28 protein-coding genes and 2 riboswitches are annotated in these 25,790 nt (G+C 53.7%); of the genes, 8 read left to right on the forward strand and 20 right to left on the reverse strand.

Translation table 11 applies throughout. The features are described from left to right. Position 1 precedes the first annotated feature (1 nt). A complete protein-coding gene (locus ACI48J_RS20350) occupies positions 2-1,369 on the forward strand; it encodes a YheC/YheD family protein (RefSeq protein WP_326052325.1) in 1,368 nt (455 codons plus the stop codon). Then, positions 1,369-2,496, forward strand: coding sequence for a YheC/YheD family protein (locus tag ACI48J_RS20355; protein WP_326052324.1), 1,128 nt, complete (start codon positions 1,369-1,371; stop codon positions 2,494-2,496). The genes ACI48J_RS20350 and ACI48J_RS20355 overlap by 1 nt, the downstream gene beginning before the upstream one ends. 25 nt (positions 2,497-2,521) lie before the next feature. On the opposite strand, the gene ACI48J_RS20360 is transcribed toward ACI48J_RS20355, so the two are convergent. From ACI48J_RS20360 to ACI48J_RS20375, 4 genes are read right to left on the reverse strand one after another with little or no spacing between them, the layout of a single operon-like run. Then, positions 2,522-3,781 carry an ArnT family glycosyltransferase gene (locus tag ACI48J_RS20360; protein WP_405080007.1) on the reverse strand — a complete coding sequence of 420 codons (1,260 nt, stop codon included), beginning with the start codon at positions 3,779-3,781 and terminating at the stop codon, positions 2,522-2,524. Between the two features lie 40 nt (positions 3,782-3,821). Beyond that, positions 3,822-4,193: an EamA family transporter gene (locus ACI48J_RS20365; protein ID WP_326052322.1), complete on the reverse strand. Its 372-nt coding sequence runs from the start codon at positions 4,191-4,193 to the stop codon at positions 3,822-3,824. Continuing rightward, a complete protein-coding gene (locus tag ACI48J_RS20370) occupies positions 4,190-4,579 on the reverse strand; it encodes a DUF2304 domain-containing protein (protein ID WP_326052321.1) in 390 nt (129 codons plus the stop codon). The genes ACI48J_RS20365 and ACI48J_RS20370 overlap by 4 nt, the downstream gene beginning before the upstream one ends. A 14-nt stretch (positions 4,580-4,593) precedes the next feature. Beyond that, positions 4,594-5,289: a glycosyltransferase family 2 protein gene (locus ACI48J_RS20375; RefSeq protein ID WP_405080009.1), complete on the reverse strand. Its 696-nt coding sequence runs from the start codon at positions 5,287-5,289 to the stop codon at positions 4,594-4,596. Between the two features lie 277 nt (positions 5,290-5,566). Here ACI48J_RS20375 and ACI48J_RS20380 point away from each other — a divergent pair, with 277 nt between their 5' ends. Further along, positions 5,567-6,103, forward strand: a complete 537-nt coding sequence (locus ACI48J_RS20380; protein ID WP_326052320.1) for an NfeD family protein — start codon at positions 5,567-5,569, stop codon at positions 6,101-6,103. A gap of 24 nt (positions 6,104-6,127) precedes the next feature. Next, entirely contained in the window at positions 6,128-7,681 is a 1,554-nt protein-coding gene (locus ACI48J_RS20385) for a flotillin family protein (protein WP_405083260.1), read from the forward strand. Between the two features lie 201 nt (positions 7,682-7,882). Here ACI48J_RS20385 and ACI48J_RS20390 read toward each other — a convergent pair whose 3' ends face one another. Next, positions 7,883-9,148 (reverse strand): ArnT family glycosyltransferase, encoded by a 1,266-nt coding sequence (locus tag ACI48J_RS20390; protein WP_405080010.1) that lies wholly within the window; start codon positions 9,146-9,148, stop codon positions 7,883-7,885. 324 nt (positions 9,149-9,472) lie between these two features. Further along, positions 9,473-10,153 carry an HAD-IA family hydrolase gene (locus tag ACI48J_RS20395; protein WP_326052317.1) on the reverse strand — a complete coding sequence of 227 codons (681 nt, stop codon included), beginning with the start codon at positions 10,151-10,153 and terminating at the stop codon, positions 9,473-9,475. A gap of 217 nt (positions 10,154-10,370) precedes the next feature. Here ACI48J_RS20395 and ACI48J_RS20400 point away from each other — a divergent pair, with 217 nt between their 5' ends. The 3 genes from ACI48J_RS20400 to nagA are packed head-to-tail and all read left to right on the forward strand — an operon-like array spanning position 10,371 to position 13,153. Then, positions 10,371-11,228 carry a MurR/RpiR family transcriptional regulator gene (locus tag ACI48J_RS20400; RefSeq protein WP_405080011.1) on the forward strand — a complete coding sequence of 286 codons (858 nt, stop codon included), beginning with the start codon at positions 10,371-10,373 and terminating at the stop codon, positions 11,226-11,228. Positions 11,229-11,231: 3 nt separating this feature from the next. Next, positions 11,232-11,960 carry a glucosamine-6-phosphate deaminase gene (gene nagB, locus ACI48J_RS20405; protein ID WP_405080013.1) on the forward strand — a complete coding sequence of 243 codons (729 nt, stop codon included), beginning with the start codon at positions 11,232-11,234 and terminating at the stop codon, positions 11,958-11,960. Further along, positions 11,957-13,153, forward strand: coding sequence for an N-acetylglucosamine-6-phosphate deacetylase (nagA, locus tag ACI48J_RS20410; protein WP_405080015.1), 1,197 nt, complete (start codon positions 11,957-11,959; stop codon positions 13,151-13,153). The genes nagB and nagA overlap by 4 nt, the downstream gene beginning before the upstream one ends. A gap of 84 nt (positions 13,154-13,237) precedes the next feature. Here the strand turns inward: nagA and ACI48J_RS20415 are convergent, their stop codons facing one another. From ACI48J_RS20415 to ACI48J_RS20455, 9 genes are all read right to left on the reverse strand, one after another. Continuing rightward, positions 13,238-14,374, reverse strand: coding sequence for an ROK family transcriptional regulator (locus ACI48J_RS20415; protein ID WP_405080016.1), 1,137 nt, complete (start codon positions 14,372-14,374; stop codon positions 13,238-13,240). A gap of 140 nt (positions 14,375-14,514) precedes the next feature. Beyond that, positions 14,515-15,723, reverse strand: a complete 1,209-nt coding sequence (locus tag ACI48J_RS20420; protein WP_405080018.1) for an MFS transporter — start codon at positions 15,721-15,723, stop codon at positions 14,515-14,517. 226 nt (positions 15,724-15,949) lie between these two features. Beyond that, entirely contained in the window at positions 15,950-17,056 is a 1,107-nt protein-coding gene (locus ACI48J_RS20425; RefSeq protein ID WP_405080019.1) for a Gfo/Idh/MocA family protein, read from the reverse strand. 1 nt (position 17,057) lies between these two features. Continuing rightward, complete coding sequence (locus ACI48J_RS20430) at positions 17,058-17,876, reverse strand: sugar phosphate isomerase/epimerase family protein (protein WP_405080020.1); 819 nt, start codon at positions 17,874-17,876, stop codon at positions 17,058-17,060. A gap of 111 nt (positions 17,877-17,987) precedes the next feature. After that, a complete protein-coding gene (locus ACI48J_RS20435) occupies positions 17,988-18,254 on the reverse strand; it encodes a hypothetical protein (protein ID WP_405080021.1) in 267 nt (88 codons plus the stop codon). A 143-nt stretch (positions 18,255-18,397) separates the two neighbouring features. Further along, complete coding sequence (locus tag ACI48J_RS20440) at positions 18,398-18,727, reverse strand: hypothetical protein (RefSeq protein ID WP_326052309.1); 330 nt, start codon at positions 18,725-18,727, stop codon at positions 18,398-18,400. Positions 18,728-18,752: 25 nt separating this feature from the next. Continuing rightward, the gene (locus ACI48J_RS20445; protein ID WP_405080022.1) at positions 18,753-19,454 is read right to left on the reverse strand and encodes a pirin family protein; all 702 of its coding nucleotides are present in this window, start codon (positions 19,452-19,454) and stop codon (positions 18,753-18,755) included. Positions 19,455-19,826: 372 nt separating this feature from the next. Next, complete coding sequence (locus tag ACI48J_RS20450; protein ID WP_326052307.1) at positions 19,827-20,228, reverse strand: phage holin family protein; 402 nt, start codon at positions 20,226-20,228, stop codon at positions 19,827-19,829. A 132-nt stretch (positions 20,229-20,360) separates the two neighbouring features. Next, positions 20,361-21,215, reverse strand: a complete 855-nt coding sequence (locus ACI48J_RS20455; RefSeq protein WP_405080023.1) for an NlpC/P60 family protein — start codon at positions 21,213-21,215, stop codon at positions 20,361-20,363. Positions 21,216-21,218: 3 nt separating this feature from the next. Then, positions 21,219-21,358: riboswitch (cyclic di-AMP (ydaO/yuaA leader) on the reverse strand. Between the two features lie 145 nt (positions 21,359-21,503). On the opposite strand from ACI48J_RS20455, the gene ACI48J_RS20460 reads away from it, so the two are divergent. Further along, positions 21,504-22,547 (forward strand): polysaccharide deacetylase family protein, encoded by a 1,044-nt coding sequence (locus ACI48J_RS20460; protein WP_405080024.1) that lies wholly within the window; start codon positions 21,504-21,506, stop codon positions 22,545-22,547. Between the two features lie 48 nt (positions 22,548-22,595). Here ACI48J_RS20460 and ACI48J_RS20465 read toward each other — a convergent pair whose 3' ends face one another. The 5 genes from ACI48J_RS20465 to ACI48J_RS20485 all read right to left on the reverse strand — a co-directional run bounded on the left by ACI48J_RS20465 (position 22,596) and on the right by ACI48J_RS20485 (position 25,761). Continuing rightward, the gene (locus ACI48J_RS20465; RefSeq protein ID WP_405080025.1) at positions 22,596-23,561 is read right to left on the reverse strand and encodes a 3D domain-containing protein; all 966 of its coding nucleotides are present in this window, start codon (positions 23,559-23,561) and stop codon (positions 22,596-22,598) included. A gap of 11 nt (positions 23,562-23,572) precedes the next feature. Beyond that, positions 23,573-23,763, reverse strand: a riboswitch (cyclic di-AMP (ydaO/yuaA leader). A 264-nt stretch (positions 23,764-24,027) separates the two neighbouring features. Then, complete coding sequence (locus ACI48J_RS20470) at positions 24,028-24,249, reverse strand: hypothetical protein (protein WP_326052302.1); 222 nt, start codon at positions 24,247-24,249, stop codon at positions 24,028-24,030. Between the two features lie 374 nt (positions 24,250-24,623). Continuing rightward, the gene (locus ACI48J_RS20475) at positions 24,624-25,193 is read right to left on the reverse strand and encodes a manganese catalase family protein (protein WP_326052301.1); all 570 of its coding nucleotides are present in this window, start codon (positions 25,191-25,193) and stop codon (positions 24,624-24,626) included. A 77-nt stretch (positions 25,194-25,270) separates the two neighbouring features. After that, a complete protein-coding gene (locus ACI48J_RS20480; protein WP_405080026.1) occupies positions 25,271-25,537 on the reverse strand; it encodes a spore coat protein CotJB in 267 nt (88 codons plus the stop codon). Positions 25,538-25,575: 38 nt separating this feature from the next. Next, entirely contained in the window at positions 25,576-25,761 is a 186-nt protein-coding gene (locus ACI48J_RS20485; protein WP_405083261.1) for a spore coat associated protein CotJA, read from the reverse strand. Positions 25,762-25,790: the final 29 nt, after the last annotated feature.

Below are 25,790 nucleotides of genomic sequence, written 5' to 3' on the forward strand. Positions count from 1 at the left end.
AATGAGTTTGACGACGTGCACGGTTCACGTAAATTCCAAACAGGAAAAAAGTATTTTGGTATCCGGTGAACTGGCCAAGGCGCTGCGCTTGTCAAAAAGCAAGACACTGCAGCTCCAGGTCGGCTCCAAATCCATTACACTCCCGGCCCGGTATATCAAAAAAAGCGGACTCCACCTTTATCTGCCCCAGTCCGCCATTACTTCCGTGAAACTTCCGCGGATCGGTCCGTGCCTGGCAGCGAGCGGAAGCGGCAAAGATATCCGGCTCGGTCCCGTAATCGGAATTCTGACGAGTGTGGCCAGCACCACGTCCGGTCCTTTCGGAACGAGAACTCCGTTTATCCGCTCGCTGATGCAGCCGGGAGAACGCAAATCGTTCCACATCGCCTTTTCGCCTAAGGATGTCAACTGGCAGCAGGGCACCGTAAACGGCTATATGCTTCAACCGCAGGGAGGCTGGGTCCGTAAAACCGTTCCGCTTCCGGATGTGGTTTACAACCGGCTCCCCAGCCGCAAAGCGGAGAAATTGGTCTCCATGGAAGACTTCAAGCACCGCTTCGTCAAACGGAATATCCCTTTATTCAACTGGGCTTTCTTCGATAAATGGGATGTGTACCGGCTTCTTGAAAACGATCCGGCCTTCAAATACGTGCCGGAATCGGTCCTGGACCCTTCGGCGGAGCAGTTGAAGGACCTTCTCACGCGCCACAAATTTATCTACCTGAAGCCAACGGCCGGAAGCCTCGGCATCGGCATTTACCGCATTACGTATTCGACGGACCGCGGATATTTCGTACGTTACCGCCGCAACGGCAAAAATGTACTGCTGCGCTTCAACAAATTCGAAGGGCTCGTCAAAATGCTCGGCATCAACCGCGGAAAGCTGACCAGCTATGTGACCCAGCAGGGAATCCGGCTGATCGAGATCGACGGTTGCCCCATTGATTTCCGCTTCCATCTGACCAAGAACGGAAGCAATCAGTGGGTCGTCGCCGCCATCGGCGCTAAAAAAGCCGGCAAGGGAAGCGTCACGACCCACCTGCGCAACGGCGGCCAGCTGATGACGGCGGAGCAGGCGCTGAAACAGGTGTACGGCAGCAGAAGCGACGCTGTTTTATCCCGGATGAAAGAGACGTCTATCGAGCTTGCGGAAGCGATCGAAAAAAATTACAATCACCGTCTGGGCGAGCTCGGATTCGACCTCGGCATCGACCAGAACGAGAAAACGTGGATGTTCGAAGCCAATGCGAAACCGGGACGTTCCATCTTCAAACACCCGGGGTTGAAAGCCCAGGATAAAGCCTCCCTTAACTATATCTATGAGCACTGCGTCTATTTAAGCCGCTTTCGTGCGAGGAGGGATGGTTAGTGGACGTTAGCGCCCATAAAAAGCAGCAGCCTCTATGCATCGGAATTTTAACAACACCCGATCCAAAACGCCGATTCTCGGGAAATCGCGAAAATTTCATTGATTTAATTAAAGCCGGCTACGAACAGGGTGCTCTCGTTTATGTAGTCACTACATCCGATCTGAAATTGAGCGGCAAGCATGTTCAGGCCTACTGCTATCAGTTGACCGCAAAAAAATGGAACAAACAGCTGATGCCTCTTCCCGACGTCATTTACAACCGGATCCCGACACGCCGGCTCGAAATTCAAAGTGACGTTCAGCGGACGATCCAGGCCTGCATCCGCAGCAAGCAAGTTCACTTGTTCAATCCGTTTTTTTTCGACAAATGGACGCTCTTCGAATGGCTCGATCAATCTCCCGAAATCCGCAAATACGTGCCGGTTACGAAGCAGTTGGGCAGCCAGGCCGTCCTGGAGTCGATGCTTAAACGGTTCCCTTTCATCTACCTCAAACCGGTTGAAGGGAAAGCCGGCAAGGGGATCATGCGCCTGGAACGGATCACGAAGAAAAGCGGAGCGCAGACTTACAAGCTGACCATGCAGGAAACGGTGAACTCGCATTACGAGCTGTTCACGAACTTATCCGATGTCTGGAACCGGATTGCCGAGATCAAAAAGGACGAAAGCTACATCATTCAGCAGGGAATCCGCCTTTCCAGCTTTAACAAACGTCCTTTCGATCTGCGAGCGCTTCTTCAGAAAACGTCGAAAGGCACGTGGAGCGTAACCGGAATCGGAGCCAGAGTCGCCGGCAGGCGGAGCATTACGACACATGTGCCTCGGGGAGGCTCCATCGACGATCCGGCGCGGCTGCTGGAGAAATCATTCGGGCCGCTCAAGGCCAAGCGGATTCTCCAGCGGACGCGCAGCGCAGCACTGCTTATGGCAAGCAGCGTGGAACAGATTTCCAAGCAGAAGCTCGGGGAGATGTCGATGGATCTGGGCGTCGATCTCGACGGGCGCATCTGGTTTTTCGAAGCCAATTCCAAACCGATGAAATTCGACGAACCCCACATCCGCAAAAAGTCGCTGGCGCGCATTATCGGTTACAGCGTGCATCTGGCAAACAAAAACAAGACCAAATGAACCCATAAAAAAACCATCCCTCAGTTTACGAAAGGGATGGTTTTTGATGTTTGCGGCCGGCTGCCGCGCCTGTTCTGCCTCTGCGTTCCCATGCCTGAAGAATCGCATAACCGGCAAAAAGAGCCATAAACGGCATCAGCGGAGCCGAATACCGCGAATGCGCCAAATAAATCATATGAAGCAGAGACATGTAGGCGAACAGCACGGTCAGAAGATAAGCCAGCCGCTTCTCTCTCGCCAGCCAGATCCCCCTGATGCCGAACCCGAGAATCGTATAGTGAATCCCTACGGGCAGAAGGAGACTAACCCAATTTACAGCGTTCCAATAGTACACGTCCCCCCAGAAGGTCGCAAACTTCCCGATCGTATACCACTGGAGGTAGTACAGCGGCTGCTCCGCAAAGCCCGTCCGGATCCGTTCCTTGGCCCACTGCGTGTCGAACGCGTCATTGACCCACAGATCGCTTGATGCGTGCCACGTCCGCTGTTCGGCCACAGGCGGAGGCCAGTAAGGAAACGTGCCGAGGAGCAGCGGATTGCCGCTCGATTTCGTCAGCGGAATAAACTGCCCTCCGGACACTTCGTAGTTGCGGACCCACCACGGCATGAGGCATAGGACAAATATCAGAGCGGAGACCGCCAGGCAAGCCGCGAGTTTTTTCCACGGGATCGTCCGCCAGTAAATGAGCAGCAGCAGAAAAAATCCCGGCCAAAGCGCGATCGTCGGCCTTACGTAAACGGCAAACGCCCACACGAGCCCGAACCAGACGGCATTTCCCGCGGTCGGCTTGTCCATCGCTTTCAACGCGCCATGCACCAGAAGCATCAGAGCGAGCACAAACAAGGCCTCCGTCAAAATATAAAACGAAATATTCCACATCGGCGGATAAATGGCCGTCAAAACGACGGCGATAAGCGCGGTTTTCTCGTTAAACAGCCGAATTCCGATATTGAACAAAAGAATCATCGAGAAAGAAATCATGACGACCTGAACGACCCGGATCGTCTGCTCCAGCACGTACCCCGTTCCTAGTCCGCTCATAAACAGGGCGATAAAAGCCGGCAGAGCGGGCGTAATAAACACCGTCGGCTTCGACGGGTCATTGTAGGTCAACATTCCTTTTTCCAGCCAGATTCGCGCCGTTTCCAGATAAGACTGGTCGTCCGATCCCAAGTTGTAGGAGGAACCGTGTGTAAACACCACCGCCAGCTTCAGCAGTGTCGTGAGCAGCACGACAATCCACAGCCAGCCCCGGACCGGTATAGATCGAAGCCTGTGCGGCATGATGCATTCCCCGCTTTCCGTAAAAAAAATCAAAAGCGCGTTACGAATAACGCGCCGATAAACCGATCATTCCCACACCGATCAGAATCACTACGCAACCGGCGATTTTAAGTACCGACATTTGTTCGTTGAATATATAATACGCACCGATGACAGTAATCAGATAAGCGATGCTCTGCATCGGGTAGGCGATGCTGATGTCCACTTTATTCAGGATAAACAACCATAAAACCGTTGCAAGCCCGTAAATGAAAAGCCCCCCCAGAATAAACGGGGAAAACATTAGATGAAGGATACTTTGCAGGCTTTCGAAAGAATCCGCTTTACGCGAAAGTCCGAATTTCCACAAAAATTGGCCGCTTACCAGCATAAGCGTATTCAGTAATATCAGTCCGATATGTAACGGATTCATGTCGTTTCCCGTCTCCCCGCTCCTGTGTAACTGTCTTGGCTTCGGATTTGTTCCTTAAGCAGCATCACTTCGTTCTCCAGATACGCGTGCTCTTGAGCGAGCGTCTTTATCTGCTCCTGCTGCTTGGACAGCAGGATCGTCTGATGGACGAGCAGGCTCAGGGTGACCACGATCACGATCAGGAAGATCAGCGACGGCATGTACGACACGCCGATCCAGAGAGCGAAACGGTTGAGCAGCGGGATACAAATGCCCGTGACAAGTCCCGCCAGGGCGATCATAATCCAGGTGAACGCATGGCGGTCTCTTAATTTATGCTTGCTGGTGTAGAAAAGAATCTGAAACAAGAAAATGACCGTAACTCCGATCGTAATAGCTTGAATCAAAATAATTGCCCTCCCTAGAAGCTTCTCCGGATGATCGAAAACATGGTCACCTTCAGCATGTAATACACGGAACGAACCGGATTAATGGACGAGACGCCGCCCTGCCGTTTTTTCATTTCCACGCTGATTTCTTTGATCCGGTATTTGCTGCGGGCCATAGAGACGAGAATTTCCACTTCCGGGTAATCAACCGGATAATAAGCGGCGAATTCCCCAATGATCTTGCTGTTGACGATCCGGTATCCCGACGTCGGGTCGAAGATCCGGTTCCCTGTAAGAATGCGGATCAGCATGTAGAAATAGTAGATGCCGATCCGTCTGGGCAGGCTGCTTTTGTAAGAACTCTTCTCGACAAAACGGGAACCGATCACCATATCGGCGCCGGAATCGCGGATCTCCCGCACCAGTTTGTCTATGTCCCGGGCGTCGTGCTGCCCGTCCGCATCAAGCTGGATCGCATATTTATAGCCGTGTCTCGCGGCATAGCGGTACCCGGTCTGCATGGCTCCGCCGATGCCGAGATTGACGGGCAGACGCACACCGTTGTAGCCCCGCTCCCGGATAATCGCCGCCGTGCGGTCTTTGGAGCCGTCATCCACGATCAGATAATCGTACTCAACGTGTTTCCGCAAATGATCGACGGTCTGTTCGATGGCGTCTTCTTCATTATAAGCCGGAATAATAATGAGTACATCGCTTTGTCTGGACATAACCTATTGCTACCTCCTTCATTGCTTTTCAATCACCTTGTCCAGCTGCGTTAGTCAAGTTGTGCAGGCTTTTGGCAGCAACTTTCTTTATTCTTTGTAAGGCCTTGAGCCCACTGTATTTCAAAATCAGCTTTATTCAGTATATAGGATATCCCTCCTGCTGGAAAGGACAACCCCTGAATCATTAACCCCGTTAATTCCGGACCGAAACCCTTCTCCGCCTCGCCCGTATAAAATCCCATAACCAATATCCAGTATTTGATAAGGGAGGGACGACATGGAATCCTGGTATTGGGGCCTTTTTATAGCCGGCATTCTATTTGCCTTGGCTACCCTCATTTTCGGCGAAGTTCTCGGCCATCTCTCGGGTATGCTCGACTCCGCCTCCGGACACCACCTGCCATTCCTGCAGCCGGCGGTTCTCGTCGGGGGAATTACAACCTTCGGAGGGGCCGGCATTCTGCTCTCCAGGTACACGGAACTCGCTTCCTGGCAGAGCGGAGGGCTTTCTCTGCTGATAGCCGCCGTTTTATCCGTCCTCGTATACCTCGTCTACGTCAAACCGATGGAGAACAGCGAAAATTCGGTCGCCTTCTCGCTGCAGGAGCTCGTCGGCAAAATCGGTGAAGTCACCGTGCCCGTGCCCGCCTCGGGCTACGGCGAGGTCATGGTGCGGACCGGGGGCGGAGTGACCAATCAGATCGCGGAAAGCTTCGACGGACGGAGTATCCCGAGCCACCTCCGTGTCGTCGTCGTGGAGGTTAAGAACAGCGTGCTGCTCGTCTCCCCGCTGGATTCCGATCCCCTTAACTAACCAAGCAAAGGAGTTTTGCCCATGATGAACACAGATGTACTGCTCATCCCTGGTATCGTAGTCGGCGTCATCCTTATTCTCGGTATTGCCTTCTGGGCCCGCTACAAAACGGTCAGCCCCGATGAGGCCATGATCGTCACAGGATCCTTTCTGGGGAGCAAAAACGTCAGCATCGACGATTCCGGCCGTAAAATGAAAATCGTGCGCGGGGGCGGGGCGTTTATTCTGCCGATCTTCCAGCAGGCCCAGTTTCTTTCCCTGCTCTCCCACAAGCTGGACGTCATGACGCCGGAAGTGTACACCGAGCAGGGAGTGCCGGTTATGACGGACGCCGTCGCCATCATTAAAATCGGCGGTTCCGTCGAAGATGTGGCGACCGCGGCCGAGCAGTTTCTCGGCAAACCGACCGAAGCGCTGAAAAGCGAAGCCCAGGAGGTTCTCGAAGGCCACCTGCGGGCTATCCTCGGCTCCATGACGGTCGAGGAAGTATACCGCAACCGGGACCGGTTTGCCCAGGAAGTACAGGGCGTTGCGGCGCGGGACCTCAAAAAAATGGGCCTGCAGATCGTCTCCTTCACGATCAAAGACGTCCGCGACAAGCACGGCTACCTAGACGCGCTCGGCAAGCCGAGAATCGCGGCCGTAAAGCGCGATGCCGATATCGCCGAAGCGGAAGCCGTGCGGGACGCCCGTATCCAGAAAGCGAAAGCGGAAGAAGAAGGGCAGAAGGCCGAGCTTCTGCGGGATACGAACATCGCCGAGGCCAGCAAGGAAAAGGAGCTGAAGGTCGCCGCCTTCAAGAAAGACCAGGACATGGCCAAGGCCGAAGCCGATCAGGCTTACCACATCCAGGAAGCGCGCTCCAAGCAAAGCGTAGTCGAGGAGCAGATGCGCGTGGAGCTCGTGCGGAAAGAGCGCGAAATCGACCTCGAAACCAAAGAGATTTTGCGCCGCGAGAAGCAGTACGACGCCGAGGTGAAGAAGAAAGCCGACGCGGACCGGTATTCGGTCGTGCAGGCGGCCGAAGCCGAGAAGTCGCGCAAAATGCTCGAAGCGGAAGCGCTCCAGTTCCGCATCGAAGCGGAGGCCAAGGCGATGGCCGAGCAGAAGCGGCTTGACGGTATGGCCCTTGCCGATGCCGAGCGGGCCCGCGGTACGGCCGAAGCCGACGTCATCCGGCTGCGCGGTCTGGCCGAGGCCGAAGCGAAGCAACGGCTCGCCGAGGCGTTCGAGAAGTTCGGCGAAGCGGCCGTGCTGGACATCATCGTCAAGATGCTTCCGGAACTGGCCGGCAAGGTCGCCGAACCGATCAAAGGCATCGACAAGCTGACCGTTGTCGATACGGGCCACGGCGAAGGGGCCGCGCGCATCAGCAACTACGTCACCTCGCTGATGGCTACCGCGCCCGAGATGCTCAAAAGCGTCTCCGGAATCGACGTCGAAGAGCTTATCAAAGGCCTGACGTCGAAAAGCCCCAAGCCTGCAGCGAAGCACGCGCCCCTGACCGCGGAGCTGGAACCCGCATCCGCAGCCGGGGCCATCGCCGCCGCCAAGGAAGACGAACCGGACCAGGCCTGATCGTCCCCCGGCAGGAACCGATCAACATGGGGGCGGAGAGCTGCCGCCCTCCCAAGGTAATGAAAAGCACTCCATGCGAGTGCTTTTTTTATTTTCTTTTTCCGGCATAAGGTACGGGACCGCAATCCCGGCATCGCCCTCCGCAGTTCGCCGTCCTGGGCTTTTCGCTTGACAGCTTAGAGTCCTTGCCGCAGTACCGCTTCAGACAGCCTTACTTCCGTCCGTTTCCGAACGGACATCCTTCCGGGCCACGCTTCCCGTCTTGTTACGCCCGTGGATGAGACCTGCCGCATAGGAGACCGCCTGAACCAGCAGCGCGGAAATAATCAGCATAAGAAACGGCATCATGCCGATCGTATAACGCGCTTCCGGGATAAACATAAGCTGCGTCCCCAGCAGGATAAGAAATACGGTGATCAGGTACCGGTAGCTTTTGTGGATAAAGAAGGCGATCAGGGAGCCTGCCATTCCCGCATACACCAGAAACTTGTGGAACCTTGGAATCCAGGGAGCATACCAGGCAGGCACCGAGGAGCCATAATCTCCTATGTACAGCTTGTTCAGAAACATCTCTTTCATTTTGCCCACCGTAAACCAGCGGATCCAGAGGGCCGGATCGGTCTGCAGCCCTTCTTTGATGCGTTTAATCGCCTCTCCCTGCTGGTTGTTGAAGTCGATTTTGCTCCAGTCCAGCGTTCCCCGGTAGTAAGGATCGGTTCCGCCCAGCAGCGGATTCCCCGCTCCTCCTTTGGAAATGAAAATAATTTCGTGAAAGGTGATCGCATTGCGTATCCACCAAGGAAGCATCCCCAGCGCAAAAGCGAGGACCCCGAAACCGATTTCTTTAAAATAAGGCTTTTTGTGCTGAAACCACAGGAAAATATAAGGAACCGGCGCGACTACCAGCGTGTTCGGTCGGATCAGAACGGCCAAGGCAAGCAGAAGGCCGGCAATGAGATGATCCCTGGTGCGGTTTTCCTGTACGATTTTAACCTGATAATAAATGAGCGCCATAAACGACGTCAGGAATATGACCTCCGTCAGGATCAACGAATTCACGACAATGAAGGTTCCGTATACGGAAGCGAAAAACGCCGCAATCAGACCGGTCGTCCGGTTGAAAAGCCTCAGCCCGATCTTGTAGATATACCAGATGGCCCCGAGCGAGATAAAAACCTGTAAAACCCGTACCACCATAAACGTCCGTTCTATATCCGTGTAACCGAATACAGCCAGAATCGCTGCCAGAAATACGGGAAAGCCGGGAGTCACTAACGTGTTGGATTTGGCCTCGTTGTAGCCGTAAATCCCTTTTTCAAGCATTTGTACCGCCATCGTCGTATAGTTCTTTTGATCGTATTCCACAGGCTCGTATTGTTCTCCCAGTACGTAGAACAGCCTCAGGCCGAGCGCCAAAGCCAGGACGAAGACAATCATCATTTTTTTCCATAACCGGGATGCACCCACGCTCTTCTTCCTCCTCCAACTTTACCGTAATATTCCTGTCCCTATAACGCAGGCCGCATTAAAAAGGTTTCATTCCTTAAGGATTGATAAGAAATTCCGTTCAGCAGCTACCGCTCTTCCCGTCGTACCAGCATAACCGAGAAACGTCAACGGCCATGCTGCGTCCGGTCAATTTTACGTAAAAAATAAATAGGGGAACGCGGAATGGTCTACCCTATATATACCGAATAACTTCCGCCTAGAAACAAAAATCCCCGGAAGGTGGACAAGCTTGTCCGGCCGGGGATTTACTTTATTCAGCTGATTTAAATACGGCTTGTCTCCTCAGTTTTCCTCTTGGGGAAGAAGGCCGAGCAGCTCCGGAAATGCCGTAATCCGGACGTCGGCTTCGTCGAGCTCACGCTCGGAACGGAAACCCGCATAATCGCAGCCGATCACCTTAAGCCCGTTGCGGTGACCCGCTTCCACATCGGAAGAGCGGTCCCCTACCATCCAGGCGCTTTGTAAGCCGTGCTGCTCCAGGAGCAGTTTGACAAGATCCACTTTGGACTTCGTCGCGTATTCGCCCGCGCTGTACAGCCCGGTAAAGAGGGGCGCCAGCCCCTTCATCCGGATTACTTCCCGGACATAATCCTCCAGACCGTTGCTCGCGACGAAAAGCCGGATCCCGCGAGCATGAAGCGCCTGCAGCGTTTCCTCGACACCATCGTAGAGCATGCCTTCTCCCCGAAGGAGCCGATCCATCTGTTCGGCGAGCAGGAGCTCGTCCGCGCGGCTGCGGACCGCGGCCGGGACATCGGGCAGAACCCGCTCCCAGATTTCTTCGAGAAGCATGCCGAGCCCGCCGAGAATACGTTCGTCAGGCGGCGTCGGCCCTTCGTAAACTCCTTCGCGGCGAAGCGCGTCGAAAGCCGCATGATAAGCCGGCAGAAGAAGCGTTTCCGTTTTGAAGAGCGTTCCATCCAAATCAAATAGCATCGCTTGCGGTGCAGGGGACTGATTCATAGCTGGACTCCACATCCTAAAGGTTTTCTTTTAAGAATGGCAAACCGTGCCCGGCTTGTCAACTTGGCCCGCGGAAAATTTTACCGTGTCCCGTCCGCTTTTCACTAGGACTTCCTATTGATGTTGTGAGTAAAATATTTTAGAATGAATATGAAAATGTTTTTCTTATCAAACTACTATTTCACTAAAATTTTTTTCAAAAAAGGTGCGGATTTCTATGTCCAGCATTCTTCGGGCCATTGAAGAACGGAAGCACGGGCTGAACCGCCAGGAACAGGTTCTCGCCATTTATATTCTCGAGCATTCCAGTCAAGTGGTGCGCATGGGAATAACGGAATTGGCGGAACAGTCGAAGACGAGTCCCGCTACGATTTCCCGCTTTTGCAAGACGTTTCATTTCCAGGGTTACACCGATTTCAAGTTCCAGCTCGGCGCGGAGCTCGCCACTCAGCCTGCCGGCCAGTCTTACCAGGATATCGTCGCCGGGAATCCGCTGGAGAAAATCGTGTCGGCTATGGAAGCCAACCATATGCGCTCTATTGCGGATACGACCCGTCTTCTGGATCTGAGGCAGGTCCAGTCGGCGGTCGACGCGCTCCAGAGCGCGAGGCAGATCGACCTTTACGGCGTCGCCACTTCGGGCGTCGTAGCGCTCGACTTCCACCAGAAGCTGGTGAGGATCGGGAGGTACGCGACCGCATGGTCGGATCCTCACATGCAGATCACGTCCGCTTCCAACCTGCAGCCGGGTGACGTTGCCTTCGCGGTTTCCTACTCCGGCGACACGCCTGAAACGATTCAGGCGCTGCTTTGCGCCAAGGAGCGGGGTGCCACGACGATCAGCCTGACCAAATACGGCTCCAACCCCCTGGCGGATCTTTCGGACATCAAGCTGTTCGCCTCCACGCTGGAGGAAGGCATGCGCCGCGGAGATATGGCGTCCCGGATCGCACAGCTTCATGTGATAGACATTTTGTTTACGAGCCTGGTCAGCGACCGGTTCGACGAACATGTCACCCGTTTGGAACGGACCTACCACATGGTCCGCAAATACCGGAGCAAAGGGAGAGAGTAAACCATGATTATTCACAAGTTTGAAAATCAGCAGGAATTAAACGAGGCGGGCGCGGGAATTATTACCGCTCTTGTCCAGACGAAGCCCGATGCGGTTCTCGGTCTCGCTACGGGAAGCACGCCGATCGGCATTTACGAAGAAATCGTAAAAGCTTACAACAAGGGACGCGTGAGCTTTAAAAACGTGCGCACGTACAATCTGGACGAGTATGTGGGACTTCCCGACGGCCATGCCGAAAGCTACCGTACGTACATGAACGAGCATCTGTTCCGCCATATCGATGTGCAGCCGGAGCGCACCCGCATTCCGAACGGCAATGCCTCCGACCTTCAGGAAGAATGCGCGCGCTATAATGGCGAGCTGGATGAGATCAAACAAGTGGACCTGCAAATTCTCGGTCTCGGCCACAACGGCCACATCGGCTTCAATGAGCCGGCGGACGAGCTTCATGGCGCCACTCACCTGGTCGAACTCGATCATAAAACACGCGAAGCCAACGCACGCTTCTTCCCTTCCATCCATGACGTTCCGACACACGCTCTCACGATGGGGGTAGGAACGATTCTTAAAGCCAGAACGATTCTTCTCATTGTCCGCGGCGCCGACAAAGCGGATATCGTCCACCGCGCCCTTACCGGCCCGATTACAACCCAGTGTCCGGCAAGCCTGCTGCAAACTCACCCGCATCTGATCGTTCTGCTCGATGCCGAAGCAGGGAGGAATTTTGTATGAGTACATCCCCTTCCGCGCAGGAGCGTATATTAATCGTTAACGCCCGGATCGTGACGGAAAATACGGTCATCGACAACGGCGCGCTGCTTGCCGTTGACGGCCGCATCGAACGCATCTACAAGGGGCATGAACTTGCGGAGCTTGATTTAACGGGCGCCGTAGACGCGCAGGGAAGCTGGCTGCTGCCGGGCTTTATCGACGTGCATGTTCACGGCGGCTTCGGAGCCGACTTTATGGACGCTTCCGCCGAGTCCCTGGAAACGATCACCCGTTTCCACAGCAGCAAAGGCACGACGGCGATGCTCGCCACATCCGTCACGGCCTCCCGCGAAGCACTGGATGCGGTTATTACCGCCACAGACGCTTATATCCGCAGCGGAATGCCGTATGCCCAGTTGATCGGGGTCCATCTGGAAGGTCCGTTCATTTCTCCGAAATGGAGCGGCGCCCAGAACCCGGAATTCATCTCCCTGCCGACATCCGAGTGGCTTGAAGATTGGCATGCCCGCTTCCCCGGCCTGGTCAAAATGATGACGCTCGCGCCCGAACGGGAAGGAGCGATGGACGTCATCCAGTGGCTCAGCGGTCACGGAATCGTTGCTGCCGCAGGCCATACGGATGCCGACTACGAGACGATCGAACGCGCGGTTGAACACGGCTTGAGCCATGCCGTTCATACGTTCAACGCCATGACTCCCCTGCATCACCGGAATCCCGGCACGGCGGGCGCCGTGCTGACCGATCCGCGGATTCATGCGGAAATTATCGCCGACGGCGTGCATGTGCATCCGGCCGGCGTCCAGCTGCTGACGCAGACGAAGAAGCAGCATAACCTCATCATGATCACCGATGCGATTTCCGCCGCCGGCCTGGAAGACGGCGATTACAAGCTGGGCGGACTCGATGTGATCATGAAGGACGGCATCTGCCGCCTGAAAGAAGGCGGCAGCCTGGCCGGCAGCACGCTGACCATGATCGACGCGTTCAAATTCATGGTCAACAAAATCGGCGTCAGCGTGCAGCAGGCCAGCGAATACGCCAGCGGCAACCCTGCCCGCCAGATGGGCGTCGCGGACCGCATGGGCTCCATCGCACGCGGCAAACAAGCGGACTTCCTGCTCGTCAGCCCGTCGCTGGATCTCGAACGCGCCTGGGTGCTCGGACGCGAGCTTTCCCTCGTGACGGAAGCGTAAGCCTTCCGTCCTCAATCATCACAAAAAACCTCGCGCAGAATGATCATCCGTTCTGCACGAGGTTTTTTGTGATGCGATTCGCGGTCAGCTCATGGTCCGCGACTTGAACATCCGGTGGAGGCCGATCGTAGCGGCGCCGATGGAGGCGCCGTACTCCTTCCACCGGGGCGAATGGACAGGCGTCGGCACAATCGCCTGCTCGCGGCTTTGGATGCGTTCCGCAAGCCGCGTGAAGAACGGCTCGCTCTCGCCTATCCAGCCGCCCAGAATGAGCTGCTCGGGGCTGAGCAGCTGCAGGACGTGCCCGCAGTAGGAGGCGATCGTCTCGATGATCTCCTCCAGCTCTCCCGCGAAGGGCTCCGCTCCCTGTATGCCCAAGTCCACAAAGCGGCGGACGACGCGCGGCTCTTCGTCTCTCACATCGCCGAAAGCGTCCGGGTACGTCTCAAGCAGACGCTTGGACAGATTCGCCGTGCTGAACCGGCTGAACTCGCGGATACGTCCCGCGCGATCATGGCGGCCGCGATAGATCTGGTTGTTGAGCACAAGACCCGCGCCGATACCGTAATCGATGAGGATGTAGACGATCGTCTGGAGACCCTTGGCCGTTCCGTTAAAACGTTCGGCGAAACCCGCGGCATCCAGATCGTTCACCAGATGCATCGGAATGTTGAACTCCTCGTAAAGCTTCGTTCTCAGCGGGAAGTTCTCCAGGCCCAATACGGTCGAATTTACGACGTTCTCGCGTTTCTCGTCAATCCGCCCCGGAATCGATACGCCCATCCACCGGATGGTGGCAAGCGGCGTATCCTGCTCCTCCAGGAAGGCGCGGATGAGCTGGGGAAGCTCGCTGCACATCGCTTCCGGCCCAAAGAGAGGCTGCGCCGGCTGCAGAGGCTGCGATGCGAGCAAATTGCCCCGCAGGTCCAGCAGAACGCAGCGGGCCGGGGCGTTGGACAGGTCTACGCCAAGCACGCAGCCGCCGGCCGCGTTGATGTCGAGAAGCGTCATGCGCCTGCCGACACCCGAGCCGGCCGTGCCTGTTTCGCGCACCAGTCCTTCGCGGATCGCTTCTTCCATCAGGACGGAAACCGTCGTCGGGCTTAGTCTTGTTTTCCGGGCCAAATCCACTCTCGAGATCGGACCCTGCTCATAAATATTGTTCAGCAGCAGAGACTTGTTGATCTCCCGCAGCATTTGTTGATTTCCAATCTGATTCATAATCCTCTACTCCCTGCAAGCCTTATTTCATCCACTATCATTGTGCCACGGGCATCCGATTTCCCGCAATGCCGGAACCCTGCCGTTACTCTTCAAGAATGCCGGTCAGGCCCACTCCTGTCAAAACGCTTGCGGATCTGTCAAACGCCTGCAGCCGCATCCGTTCCCCGATCGGCCGACGACTGCCGCATTCCGCGCCAGATCAGCAGAAACCCAATCATTCCGATCAAGGATACCCCCGCTCCGATACCGTACATTTTACCGGCTCCGAGCGTGTCGTACATCCAGCCTCCCGCGAATCCCGCGAAAATTCCGGACACTCCGCCCCAGGTAAGCGCAAACGCCGCTTGGCCGGACGCCCGCATCCGGGCCGGAATCAAATGACCTGTCAGGTTCGTTCCGATATAATAGTAGCCTCCATACGTAATGCAGTGCAAAAGCTGAATAAAAATCAACTGCATGGGGCTGTCCACCAGCATCATGAGCAGCCAGCGGATACTGAAAAGCAGACTGACCAAGGCGAGGCAAATAAACATCGTTCTGGAATCCCGTTTCAGATAGCGGTCCAGCAGGAGAAATACCGGCGCCTCGAAAACGGAAGAAAGAAAAGCGGCCCAGCCGATCCAGGTCGCCGATCCGCCCATATCCGTCAGGTAGATGGACACGAAGGTCGAATTAATGGAATTCGGGACCGAAATCAGAACTCCGAGCAAAAGCAGCATCACAAAAGGACGGTTGCCCAGAAGCTGCTTGAATCCGCCTCCCGGCAGCGCATCGCCCGCAGCGGCGGGTTTCGGCTGTGGAATGCTGAAAACGAACAAAAGCGAAATCATCAGAATACCGCTGTACAGCCACCAAAGCTGTTCTATGCCAACCGCAGTCAGCACGGGTCCCGCCGCAACGGCGGCAACGGCCCAGCCGAGCGAGCCCCAGAGGCGGAACGTGCCGAACTTGTAAGGAGTATTTTCAATTGTGCTTAGAATGAGACTATTGCTCTGGGAGAAGGTCGGGCTTTGAAAGAAAAAGTACAGAAGCAGGACCAGGTAAAGCCAGGAGAACGAATGCAGGTGAAAAACAGGCTGAACCACGATGAGGTTGCAAATGACCAAAATAATGAGCGTACGCCGCACATTTTGCATCCGGTCGCTCCAATAGCCCCAGAACGGGTTGGCCAGAATGGAGACGAAAGGGCCCCCCGCCATCAGCATGCCGATCTGAAACCGGGTCAAACCGTGTTCCAGAAACAGAAGCGGCACATAGGTGAACAGGAGCGAAAAAGCGCCGTACAAAAAAAGAATATACAGCTTAAACATCGTAAATGAGCGCCGTTCGGCGGCTCCGGTTGTCATGATGAGCAAACTCCTTTGCGATTCGGTTGCAGGTAAACAGGTATGCTCCCGCCTTGGGGAAGGAACGGCGGCAGGCAGGAAACGCGGTTCCTTTTCTGCCGCCGTATACCGCACCTCCCTGCTTCGGCTTAGGCTGTACGGGATAGCGGCATCCGCCGGGTTTCCCGCTGCCGCTTCTTAGTATGCTCAGCCGGAAGAGCTGCTGCCCGGTTGACGGGTTCTTCGCTTAAGCTTTAAGCCCGTTCTCCACTTCCTCCGCGGAAACCTCGCGGCCTTGGGCGTCGGAGAGGTACATGCCTTCGCTGATCAGCATGGTCTGTAAAGCGATCTCCGCCGTCGGCAGAAGCTTCACTCTCCCCTGAAGAGCTGCGATCCAGTGATGCTGGGAAGAGTCGTAGGCTTCTTCGTCGGCGCGCAGGCGGTGCCAGCGCAAATCGGCCGCCTCCAGATCGATCGTCGTGTCCATATCCATGTCGCATCTTGTCGAGTAATGCGTCAGCTTGTTGCCGTCCGGTCCGTTAATCGGCAAGCGCAATCCGCCTTTGGACCCAAGAACGGAGCTTCCTTCGAACGGATTCATATGCACGGCCCACGATTCGATGATATCCATCGTGATGCCTTTCTCGAAGCGCACCAACCCGATCGCCAGCTCTTCCACGTCGAAGCCGCTGGATTCCCGGCGACCGGGGTCCATGTCCGTCTCCTGGTAGAGCTTCCCGGAAATCCGCTCGACTTTAGGCAAATCGAGCAGATACAGCATCTGCGAGATATGATAGACGCCCATATCGAAAAGCGCGCCGCCCGCGGCCGTCTCCTTGCGCGTAAAAGCCGGGGTGCCGTAGCCGTCCACAAAAGGACGGTTCCGTCTGCGGTAGCCCGTAGAGCGCGCGTGAAACACGCGGCCCAGCTCCCCGCCTTCGATCAGCGCTTTGGCCGCTTTGGTCTCCTTGCGGTAGAGCGTGCCGAGCTGGATGTGCAGCAGCCTTCCGAATTCGCGGGAAGCGTCTACCATCGCTTTGCCGTCCGCGTAGGTGCCCGCAATCGGTTTCTCGCAGTATACGTGCTTGCCTGCCTTCATTGCGGCAATCGAAATAGGGGCGTGGAAGTTGTTGTGCAGGCAAACATCCACCGCATCCAGGTCGTCGCGCTTTAACAGCTCGTTATAGTCCGTGTAAACCTCCGGAATTCCGTACAGGTCCGCTACACGGCGCGCTTCCGCCTCGTTCACGTCACAGACCGCCACGATTTCCGCGTCCGGAATTAATTTGTATTGATCGAGGTGAATTTTGCCGATTTGTCCGACTCCGATAATGCCGATCCGAATTGGGTTCATGTTATGCCTGTTCCTCCCCGTTGTTGTCGTCTTCGCTCAAGAGCAGCAGATGCTTGACTGTGGTTAGCAGCCATTCGACTTCCAGATAAGGCTGTTTCTGAGCGTGATGCTCAACGCCCCAGTAACCGTCGTAACCGCTCTTTTTGAGCATGCGGATAGTTTCAACCGCATCGTCCGCTTCGGCCGTCTGAGGGTCGAAATGCGTGTGTACGGTCCATGGGGCCACGATAGCGTCCCCCTGCTCCCGGTCTTGATCCCAGCGATGCATATGAAGCAGGAATCCGTAGGAAGGATGATTCACGGCTTCGGCAAGGCGTTTCATTTCACCCGGCACGAGAGACGGGCCCATATGATTCTCGGGACCTATCGTAAATCCGTTTTCCTGCGCGATTTGACAATATTCGCGGTAGCGGCCCGCCACATAATCCAGTTCCTCGTCCGAGAAAGTGGATTGTCCGCGGCCGCCCGTATCGATCCGGACCGTTTTCGCGCCCAGTAAAATGGAGGCGTCCAGGTATTCCAGCGCATTTTTGTGATGCGCTTCCCTTTTGTCCGCATCGGGGTCCCAGAGATGAGCTCCGTCAATGGCAATGTTCACGAGCGTCATTTCTTTCTCATCCATCGCCTGTCGGATCTTCTTTAAATACTCCCGGTCCGGCAGCTTAAGCAGCGGATGGGAGCGATCCGCAAATTGTCCGTTCCATAAATCGACAGTGGTAAGCCCGTAACGGTACCGGACCGTTTCCAGGTAGCCGAATACATCCATCGTTCCGTTCAGAAAAGCCTGGTTAAAAGAAAATCCGCCTACAGATACTTTCATGAGTAAGTCCTCCTGAGAATTAATTATTCCAGCGGAAAAACTAATTAATTAAAGAAAAAAGTGAAATCATGTTCACTTTGATTTAAATGTTAAACCGTCTCTTTGGCGATGTCAACCATAAAGTAAAGGATTTCCCGGCGTTTTTTTTCTGCGGGGATAAAATTCCGGTCTGCCTGAAGTTTCTTCCCCGGACTGCGGAACCCAAGCCAGAATATCGGCGCTACGAAAAAAGCGGAGAGCCTGCTGCGCGTAACAATAAGCTTTGACCTTGTCCCCGGTTACGGCCAACAGCCGAATGTCGCGTTGGCTGATCGCTCCTTTCCGGTCCATATAGATAATCTCTACTCTCCTTCCCAGGTATCGCTCCAACGTTGACATAAACGGCCAGCCTCCTTCTGAGTTATCGCATTTTCCGAACAAAAACAGGAACGTTTGTTCTTATTATAAGTCCCGGAAAGTAAAAATGCAATCGGCCTTCTTTTGCCAATCCAAAAAAATCCGCAACAAAAAACCGGACGTCCTCAGACGTGCCGGTTGCTGTAAGCCTTTCGCGTATCCACGGTAATATGGAGGACCCGGCCGTTGGCCTCGTAGTCGATCTCCGGCGTTTTTTGCCCGTAATACCACCATTTTTGGCGCTCTTCCCCTTCACCTTCCTCCAGGTAAAAGAGGTTAAGCTCCTCCTTGAAATCCGCGATTTCACGTGCCGCGTCCAGAACGACTCCGCTTATTTCAAAGCGCCAGCCTCCCGGAACTTCGGACAGATGCAGAAACCCGTTGAGTTCCTTCGTGTCCAGCAGCATCCTGCTGCCTACTGCATGCTTCACGTATAAACGATGTGCTTCTCTCATAGGTATTCCCCCTCATAGCCTCGTATCAAGGCAGATCAATCAGCATAAAACGCGCGCCTGCCGCGCTGCCGATCGTGAGCGTCGGAGTTTCCGTAATCCGTGCCGAATCTCTTTTACCCAAAATCGTCTCATTGTTAAGCGAGGCCTCACCGTCCAGGACCATAAAGAAAACCCTTCTGCCTTCCGGCTGTTCGAACGTAACTGATTTGCCTCCGTCCAATTCGGATAAGTAGATGCTCATATCCTGATGGATGCCGGCGACCCCGGGACCGGCCTTTGATTTGGACACCACCGGCAGCAGGTTGTTCTTCAGCGCTTCGACCTTGAACTCCGTCATTTCATAGGAAGGTTCGAGACCGCGCTCTTCCGGATCGAACCACATCTGCAAAAGCGTAACGTCCTCTTGTCCCGGATTCATTTCCGAATGAATAATGCCGGTGCCCGCGGTCATCCGCTGAACGCCCCCATAGGTCGTGACCGCCCGGTGGCCGGAGCTGTCTTCGTGCTGAAGCCGCCCTTCCAGGACGATGGTCACGATTTCCATCTCACGGTGGGGATGGGCCCCGAATCCCCGTCCGCCCTGCACCGTGTCGTCATTCAGCACTCTCATGGGACCGAAACGGGTATTGTCCGGATCGTAATAATCCGCGAACGAAAAGCTGAAATGGCTGACCAGCCAGCCGTGATCCGTGGAATACCGGGATGAAGCGGGATAGATCTTTATCATTGTCATACACACCTTTCAATATGAGCTTGTCCAGCCGTTTATGGATTTCCGAGCCATCGGGATGTCCCCGCTAGGAGGATTGATTGCGAAGCACGATTGCGCTAATTCCCGATCCTATTTTCATTTGTTCTTTCCTCTATCATACTCCTTTAACTTACTTATTTCAAGCAACTATATATTTCGTTAAAATTACAATTATTTCATTTTGTCATCAATTTGTTACCCTTCTTTCTTCACTAACGCATACAATAGGAATTAGGACCAAGTCATAAAAAAACTCCCGCCTGAGCGAGAGCCTTGTCCGATCATTAATTTTATTAAAAACGGAAAGTTTTTCTAATGGAAGAGTTTCACAGCAGCTTGGAGCGGGTATTAATTCTTATCTTGATTCGAATGTTTCAGTTGGGCGATGACTTCCTTGATTTTTTCGGGAAGAGGAAGACCGAGCCGGCCATAATTTTCCGTAATGGAAATTAGCTCATTGACCAGATAGAAATAAAGAGCGGCATTCATCACGACGCTGCTGCCAATGAGCATGTCCATCCGGTGTCCCAACAAAATGATGAGCAGCATGAGCCCCTTCTTGGCGAGACCCCAGAAGCCGATATTGCTGTTCAGCCCGGACTTTTCTTTCAGAGAGGCCGCAACACCGGTTACATAGTCGATTGCGATAGCCACGAGGAAGAAACCCAGTAATTCGGACCACCCTCCAAACGCATACGTAACGAGCGAGGCGCCGAAAGCCGCCAAACTACCGAAAATCGTTTGGTTCATCTTAATCCCTCCTTTCTCTACCATTCTATGAATCCGGCAGTAGAAAGGAACGACGCTTGGCTAGTGCTTACAAATAAAAATAAAAAACCGCCCGGTGGCACCCGGACGGCATAAAAATTACCATTTGTATGATTACATGACGCGTTTGGCTCCAACATAACGAGAGCCCCAGTAAGCGCTGCCCAAGCTGTCCACTTTCACTCCATCATCTGTCGCGGAAATGAATTTGTCAGCCCCTACGTAAATACCCACATGCTGCATTTTGGAATTGCTTGCGAAGAATACAAGATCGCCCGGCTGAGGGTTGGATACTTTAACCCCTGCGCTGGCATACATACTTGCAGAAGATCTAGGCAGGTCTACCCCGTTCTTATCGTACACATATTGCACAAATCCGGAGCAGTCAAATCCAGATGGCGAAGTACCGCCATACACGTAACGAACGCCTTTATATTTGTTGGCTGTTGCTACAATCGTATTTTCCTGCTGCGACTTCTGAGGCACGGTTGCATACCAAGCCGGGGAATGGTACTGACCATCGGCATCGAAAATTGCAATCGTATTCACATTATCCCATTGCACACGGATAGCCAGTGAATCCGCCAGAAATCTCATCGGAACATAGACCGTATTGTTCAAAAACTGCGCTTTGCTCGGCAAGTCGATCTTCTTGCCGTCCACGAGAGCCTGGTTCTCCCCCGTAGTAAACGTAATCTTGTGGCCGTTCCCGGTCACCGAAATACTCATTTGAGCTCCTGCACGTTCCCATCCAATTTGTGCTCCCAATTTCTCTGCAACAGGACGAAGCGGAATCATCAGGTTATTGCTGGAATCGATAAAAGGTGCAGTACCTTCGGTATTGACCAGTTGGTCGTTGACCTGCACTTTAGCGGAACGAGCGGCATTGGCATGAGCATCCGAAGCCGCGAATACACCGGCCGTCAGTACGGCGCATGAAACTACAACGCTTTGTACCCAAATCTTCAAAACGATTTTCCTCCTTGGGCCTCCGAGGTTAGTTGACGGGTTCGGGAAAGAGGTTCCCTAGCTTGCAGAATAACAGGCATTCACCCCAGAAATAAGTCCCCCGTACAGGTGCTTTGATTCACCGGATTCGGCTTTTGTATAAATTGTGTCAAAGACACTCCTAGAAAGGTTAACATAATTTACATAATCGGACAACCCTTTTTGTTGTGTCTATTTTGTAACAAATCCCGGATAAAATTCCTCCCTCTAAACAAAACTAATGAAAACGCCATTAGAGGAGGGTTTCCCATGAAACGTGCAGCCCTGGCTGTCTCATCCGCCATTTTGCTGGCCTTCGTCTCCGCATGCTCTCCGGCAAAGCTGCCCGGCGAGGGCTCGGCCTCTTCCCGGCTGGACGAAAACCGTTTTATCCCGCACACTCTAAGCGAAGATCCAGGTCCGTCATCCGCACCCGGTCCAGCCAAATTCCAGCCTGCGAAAATTCCGGCGATCAAGGAAAAAACAGCCGCCGCTCCTTCCTTATCACCGACAGCCCCGGTTCCTGCGCTTTCCGTGCCCGAAAAAAAACATAAAACCGCTGCCGCTCCCAAAACGGAAACGAAAAAGAAAGACGTACCCGTTCAGAAACATCAGCAGGAAGCGAATGCCCTTCAGAAAACGGAGCAGCGGAAGCTGAGCTTAGCCGAGATTCATCACAAATACCCGGCGGTTTTCCGGATGAGAGGAACCTCCCAAGGAAAAAAAATCGCGCTCACGTTCGATGACGGGCCTGATCTCAAATATACCCCGCAAGTGCTCGATATTCTGAAAAATCATCAGGTGAAAGCGACCTTTTTCGTGATAGGCAGCCGCGCTCAGGCACATCCCGAGATTATCCGCCGGATGGTGCGGGAAGGGCATATCGTGGGCAACCACTCGTACAGCCATCCTTTTATGCCCAAACTGACCGCCTCTGAATTTTCTGCGCAAATTATGCGTACCCAAGAGGTCATCAAACCGTTGACCGGGTATACGCCCAGACTGGTGCGGCCTCCTTACGGCGCCATCAATGAAGAGCAGGTGCGCTGGATGTCCGACCATCACCTGCTGGCCGTAAACTGGGACGTGGATTCCCTCGACTGGAAAGGACTCTCCGGTAAGCAGGTATACCACAATATTGTGGACAACGCCCGGGCCGGTTCGGTCATTCTGCAGCACAGCGCGGGAGGAAACGACAAGCACGATCTCAGCGGTACGGTCACGGCCCTTCCCGATTTGATCCGTTCCTTGAAATCGAGCGGATACAAGCTGGTCACGATTCCGGAGCTGATGGGAATTTCCAAGGATTTATAACGCAAAAAAGACGGGAGCATTCGCTCCCGTCTTCTTTACGGCTAATCGTTATTTAAGAATGTATACTTTCACACTTTGATAGCCAAAGTCGTTTACTTTGTCTTTAGAGCCCGGAACGAAGATATCGATCCGGTTGCCTTTGATCGCTCCGCCGATGTCCGTCGCTTTAGCGATCATTCCCTTGGCGGGAAGTCCCGGGAAAGCATAACCCGTTACATATACGGTGGAGCCGAGCGGAATTACATTCGGATCGACCGCGATCGTGCCGACGGTCAGTTTGTTGCCGAAGTAGTCGATGCCGGCATATCCGCCGTTCTCGCTCGGGTCAGCGGAATAGGCCGATGCCTTGATATTCAGCACTTTTTTGTATTGTACCTGTTTGCCTGCCGCGGTTGTCAGCGTCTGGCCGGATGCTGCGGAAGCCGATGCCGCTTTGGCGGCCGGTTTCTTAACGGCCTTCTTCTCCGCGCTTTTCTTCGGTTCGGGAGCCTGCGGCTTGCCGCTCTTTTGAAGAGCCTCCGAAGGTTTTATCGAGTCCGTCTGACTTGGCGAGGCCGACGCAAGCTGAACTTTGGCCGGTTCCTGGGGCGGGACTTTTACCGTCGCTTTTAAAGCTTTAAGCTGCTCAAGGGCCGCTTCCCCCACTATTTTCAGCTCGCTGCCTGCCGGCAGGCTAAGCGGATCCGCATCGGGATTTAACGATAAGAGGTCAAGAACGTCCATATTCATCTGGGAAGCGAAGTTCCACATGGAATTTGGCTCGGATAGCACCAGGGTTTGATTTTCCGGTGTCACCAAAGATTGGGTAAGTTCCGAATCGGCTGCTTGTCCTGCAGGATCGGTCATACCGGCTGCAATCTCCTGATAAGATTTAGCCAGTTTCCAATACAACAGGCCGTCGTTTTTAGCCGCTTCCGTTTCAGCCGCTTGCGACTGGAATGCGGAAGATGCCGCCACCACTGCACCCAGCAGCAGAGTAGCGCATGTTTTTTTCCAATGATGCTTTAATGCCATAGTTGATGTACGCTCCTTCTCGGTATTGCCTACGAGGTTAGTTGTCGGGTTCGGACTGAGAAGTCGCCCACGCTGCTGCCAGCGATTCACCCCTATCGGACGCCGCAGTCATACACATACGGTTCCGAAGTAAATCATCCCCCGCACCTCATCCACTCCTGGAAAATCCGGGAAGCAGAAGAAGTTTCGGCTCTCTACACAAGCTATCACATACATCTTTAGAAACAAACACACACAAATTGGCAAAAAACAACCTTTTCATTTTTTTAATCCACCGGTGAACCTGCCGTATAAAGCTGTTCCATCAAGCTTATTTGATGCTGCCCCGCCCTTTCGGCCGCTAAAACGCGAGAGAGAAAATTAACGCCGTTCTCACAACCGACTTATGTAATTCTCATTTGTTTCTCATAAAAGACATGGTTTCTTCACCATATACGCAGGTAATTCATCCCATAGGAGGAAACCTTTATTTGGCGATTCGTTTCCTTTCTCTCGGCTTTTCTTCTATTTTCACGGCTGCCTGGCTTTGTACCGATTCTACAGTCGGTCTCTTCTTCCCCTCGTAAATATCATCGAAAGGACGAAACGGCACGTTATCGGACCGGTCGAATTCCTTCGGTTTGCGCAGGCCTAATGATGCCGCCAAAAGAACTAACAAACCGATCAGCAGACTTAATGTGATCCCCATAATAGCAGCCTCCTCCTTATTCCAACCTATAGGTTATGCTCTTCGATTTTTGCTAACTTATTCCATTTTATCATACATATAGGTAAAATGTGGTATTTTTTAGCGAAAAAATGACGAATTTTTTAGGATTTTTCGTAGGCACGACATAATTTTTGTTCTATGCTCAGCTCCTAACAGCCACTCCGATAAGATCTCCACCATTTAAACAGACTGTTTACTTGTAACTTTTATATAAGTAAGACACTTTCAGAAGGGGAAACGTTCCGGAAAAATTAGAAATCTTATTCAATTTTTCCATATCTACTAAAATCGCCGGCTCGGTTATCTTAAAATGCCGAAAAAAGACGGGTTTCCCCGTCTTTTTGTTCAGGCCGCTAAAAAATTTTCTGGGCCGCCCTTTCGTCTTTAAGAATTTCTACCGCTTCGCGGAATCGCATCGAGTGGACGATCTCACGTTCACGCAGGAATTTCAGCCCATCCTGGAGATCGACGTCGTCCGTCAGGTCAATGAGCCACTGATAGGTGGCGCGCGCCTTTTCTTCCGCCGCGATATCTTCGTACAGGTCGGCGATAGGATCGCCCTTGGCTTGAATGTAAGCTGCCGTCCACGGTGTGCCGGCCGCATTTTGGTAATACAAAGCCGAATCGTGGTTGACGTAATATTCGCCAAGGCCCGCGGCTTTCAGCTGATCGGGGGAAGCGTCTTTCGTAAGCTTGTAGATCATCGTGGCAATCATCTCCAGGTGAGCGAATTCCTCGGTCCCGATATCATTCAGTACCCCGATTACTTTGTCCGGAATGGTGTAACGCTGGTTCAAGTAACGCAGCGCGGCAGCAAGTTCCCCGTCCGCACCCCCGTATTGCTCGATCAGAAGTTTGGCCATGTGCGGATCGCATTTGCTTACACGAACCGGATATTGCAGTTTTTTCTCGTAAATCCACATTGGAATCCCCCGTCTCCTTAAGCATATCCGTGCATGATCTTCCGGCCAGACCGTTCATACAATTTCCTCTGCACACGCTACACCTGCCATGGCCAAGGTGTTTCGGCCCACTCCCAGGTCTGCTGCGGCAAGGAATTTTGCCCGTACTGAAGAAGCGGTCCGTACAAACACTCGTATTCCAGCGCGATTTGCTTCCGCTTTTGGGAAAATTCATTGAACTGCTGCAGAGCGTTCGCATCTTCGGGATGAGTGTCCAGGTACAAGGTCAGTTCGACCAATACGAAATCGGCCGCTTGCAGATCATGCAGAATCCGGTAATAATTTTCATCCAGTTGTTTTTGCATACGGTTGTCTTTCCCCTCTCTTTCGCTTTCGGACCGGCTTAGCACCTGGGTTCGTAGCTGCTGTAAAGCTCCGGCCAAAGGGTACCGAGCTTCAAAGCCTCGTAAGGACTGAACTGCGGCAGGCACATGGGCTGGAACCGGATAAACAGATTCGGCGGAGTGACATACGTTTTGACAAGCTTCGGCGGACAGGGATCGAACGGCCCCACGAAGGGGTGATACATACGGACTTCAGGATACAATGCGTTTCCTC

The organism is Paenibacillus chitinolyticus (assembly GCF_045038035.1).
GTDB classification, from domain to species: Bacteria; Bacillota; Bacilli; order Paenibacillales; family NBRC-103111; genus Paenibacillus_F; species Paenibacillus_F chitinolyticus_A.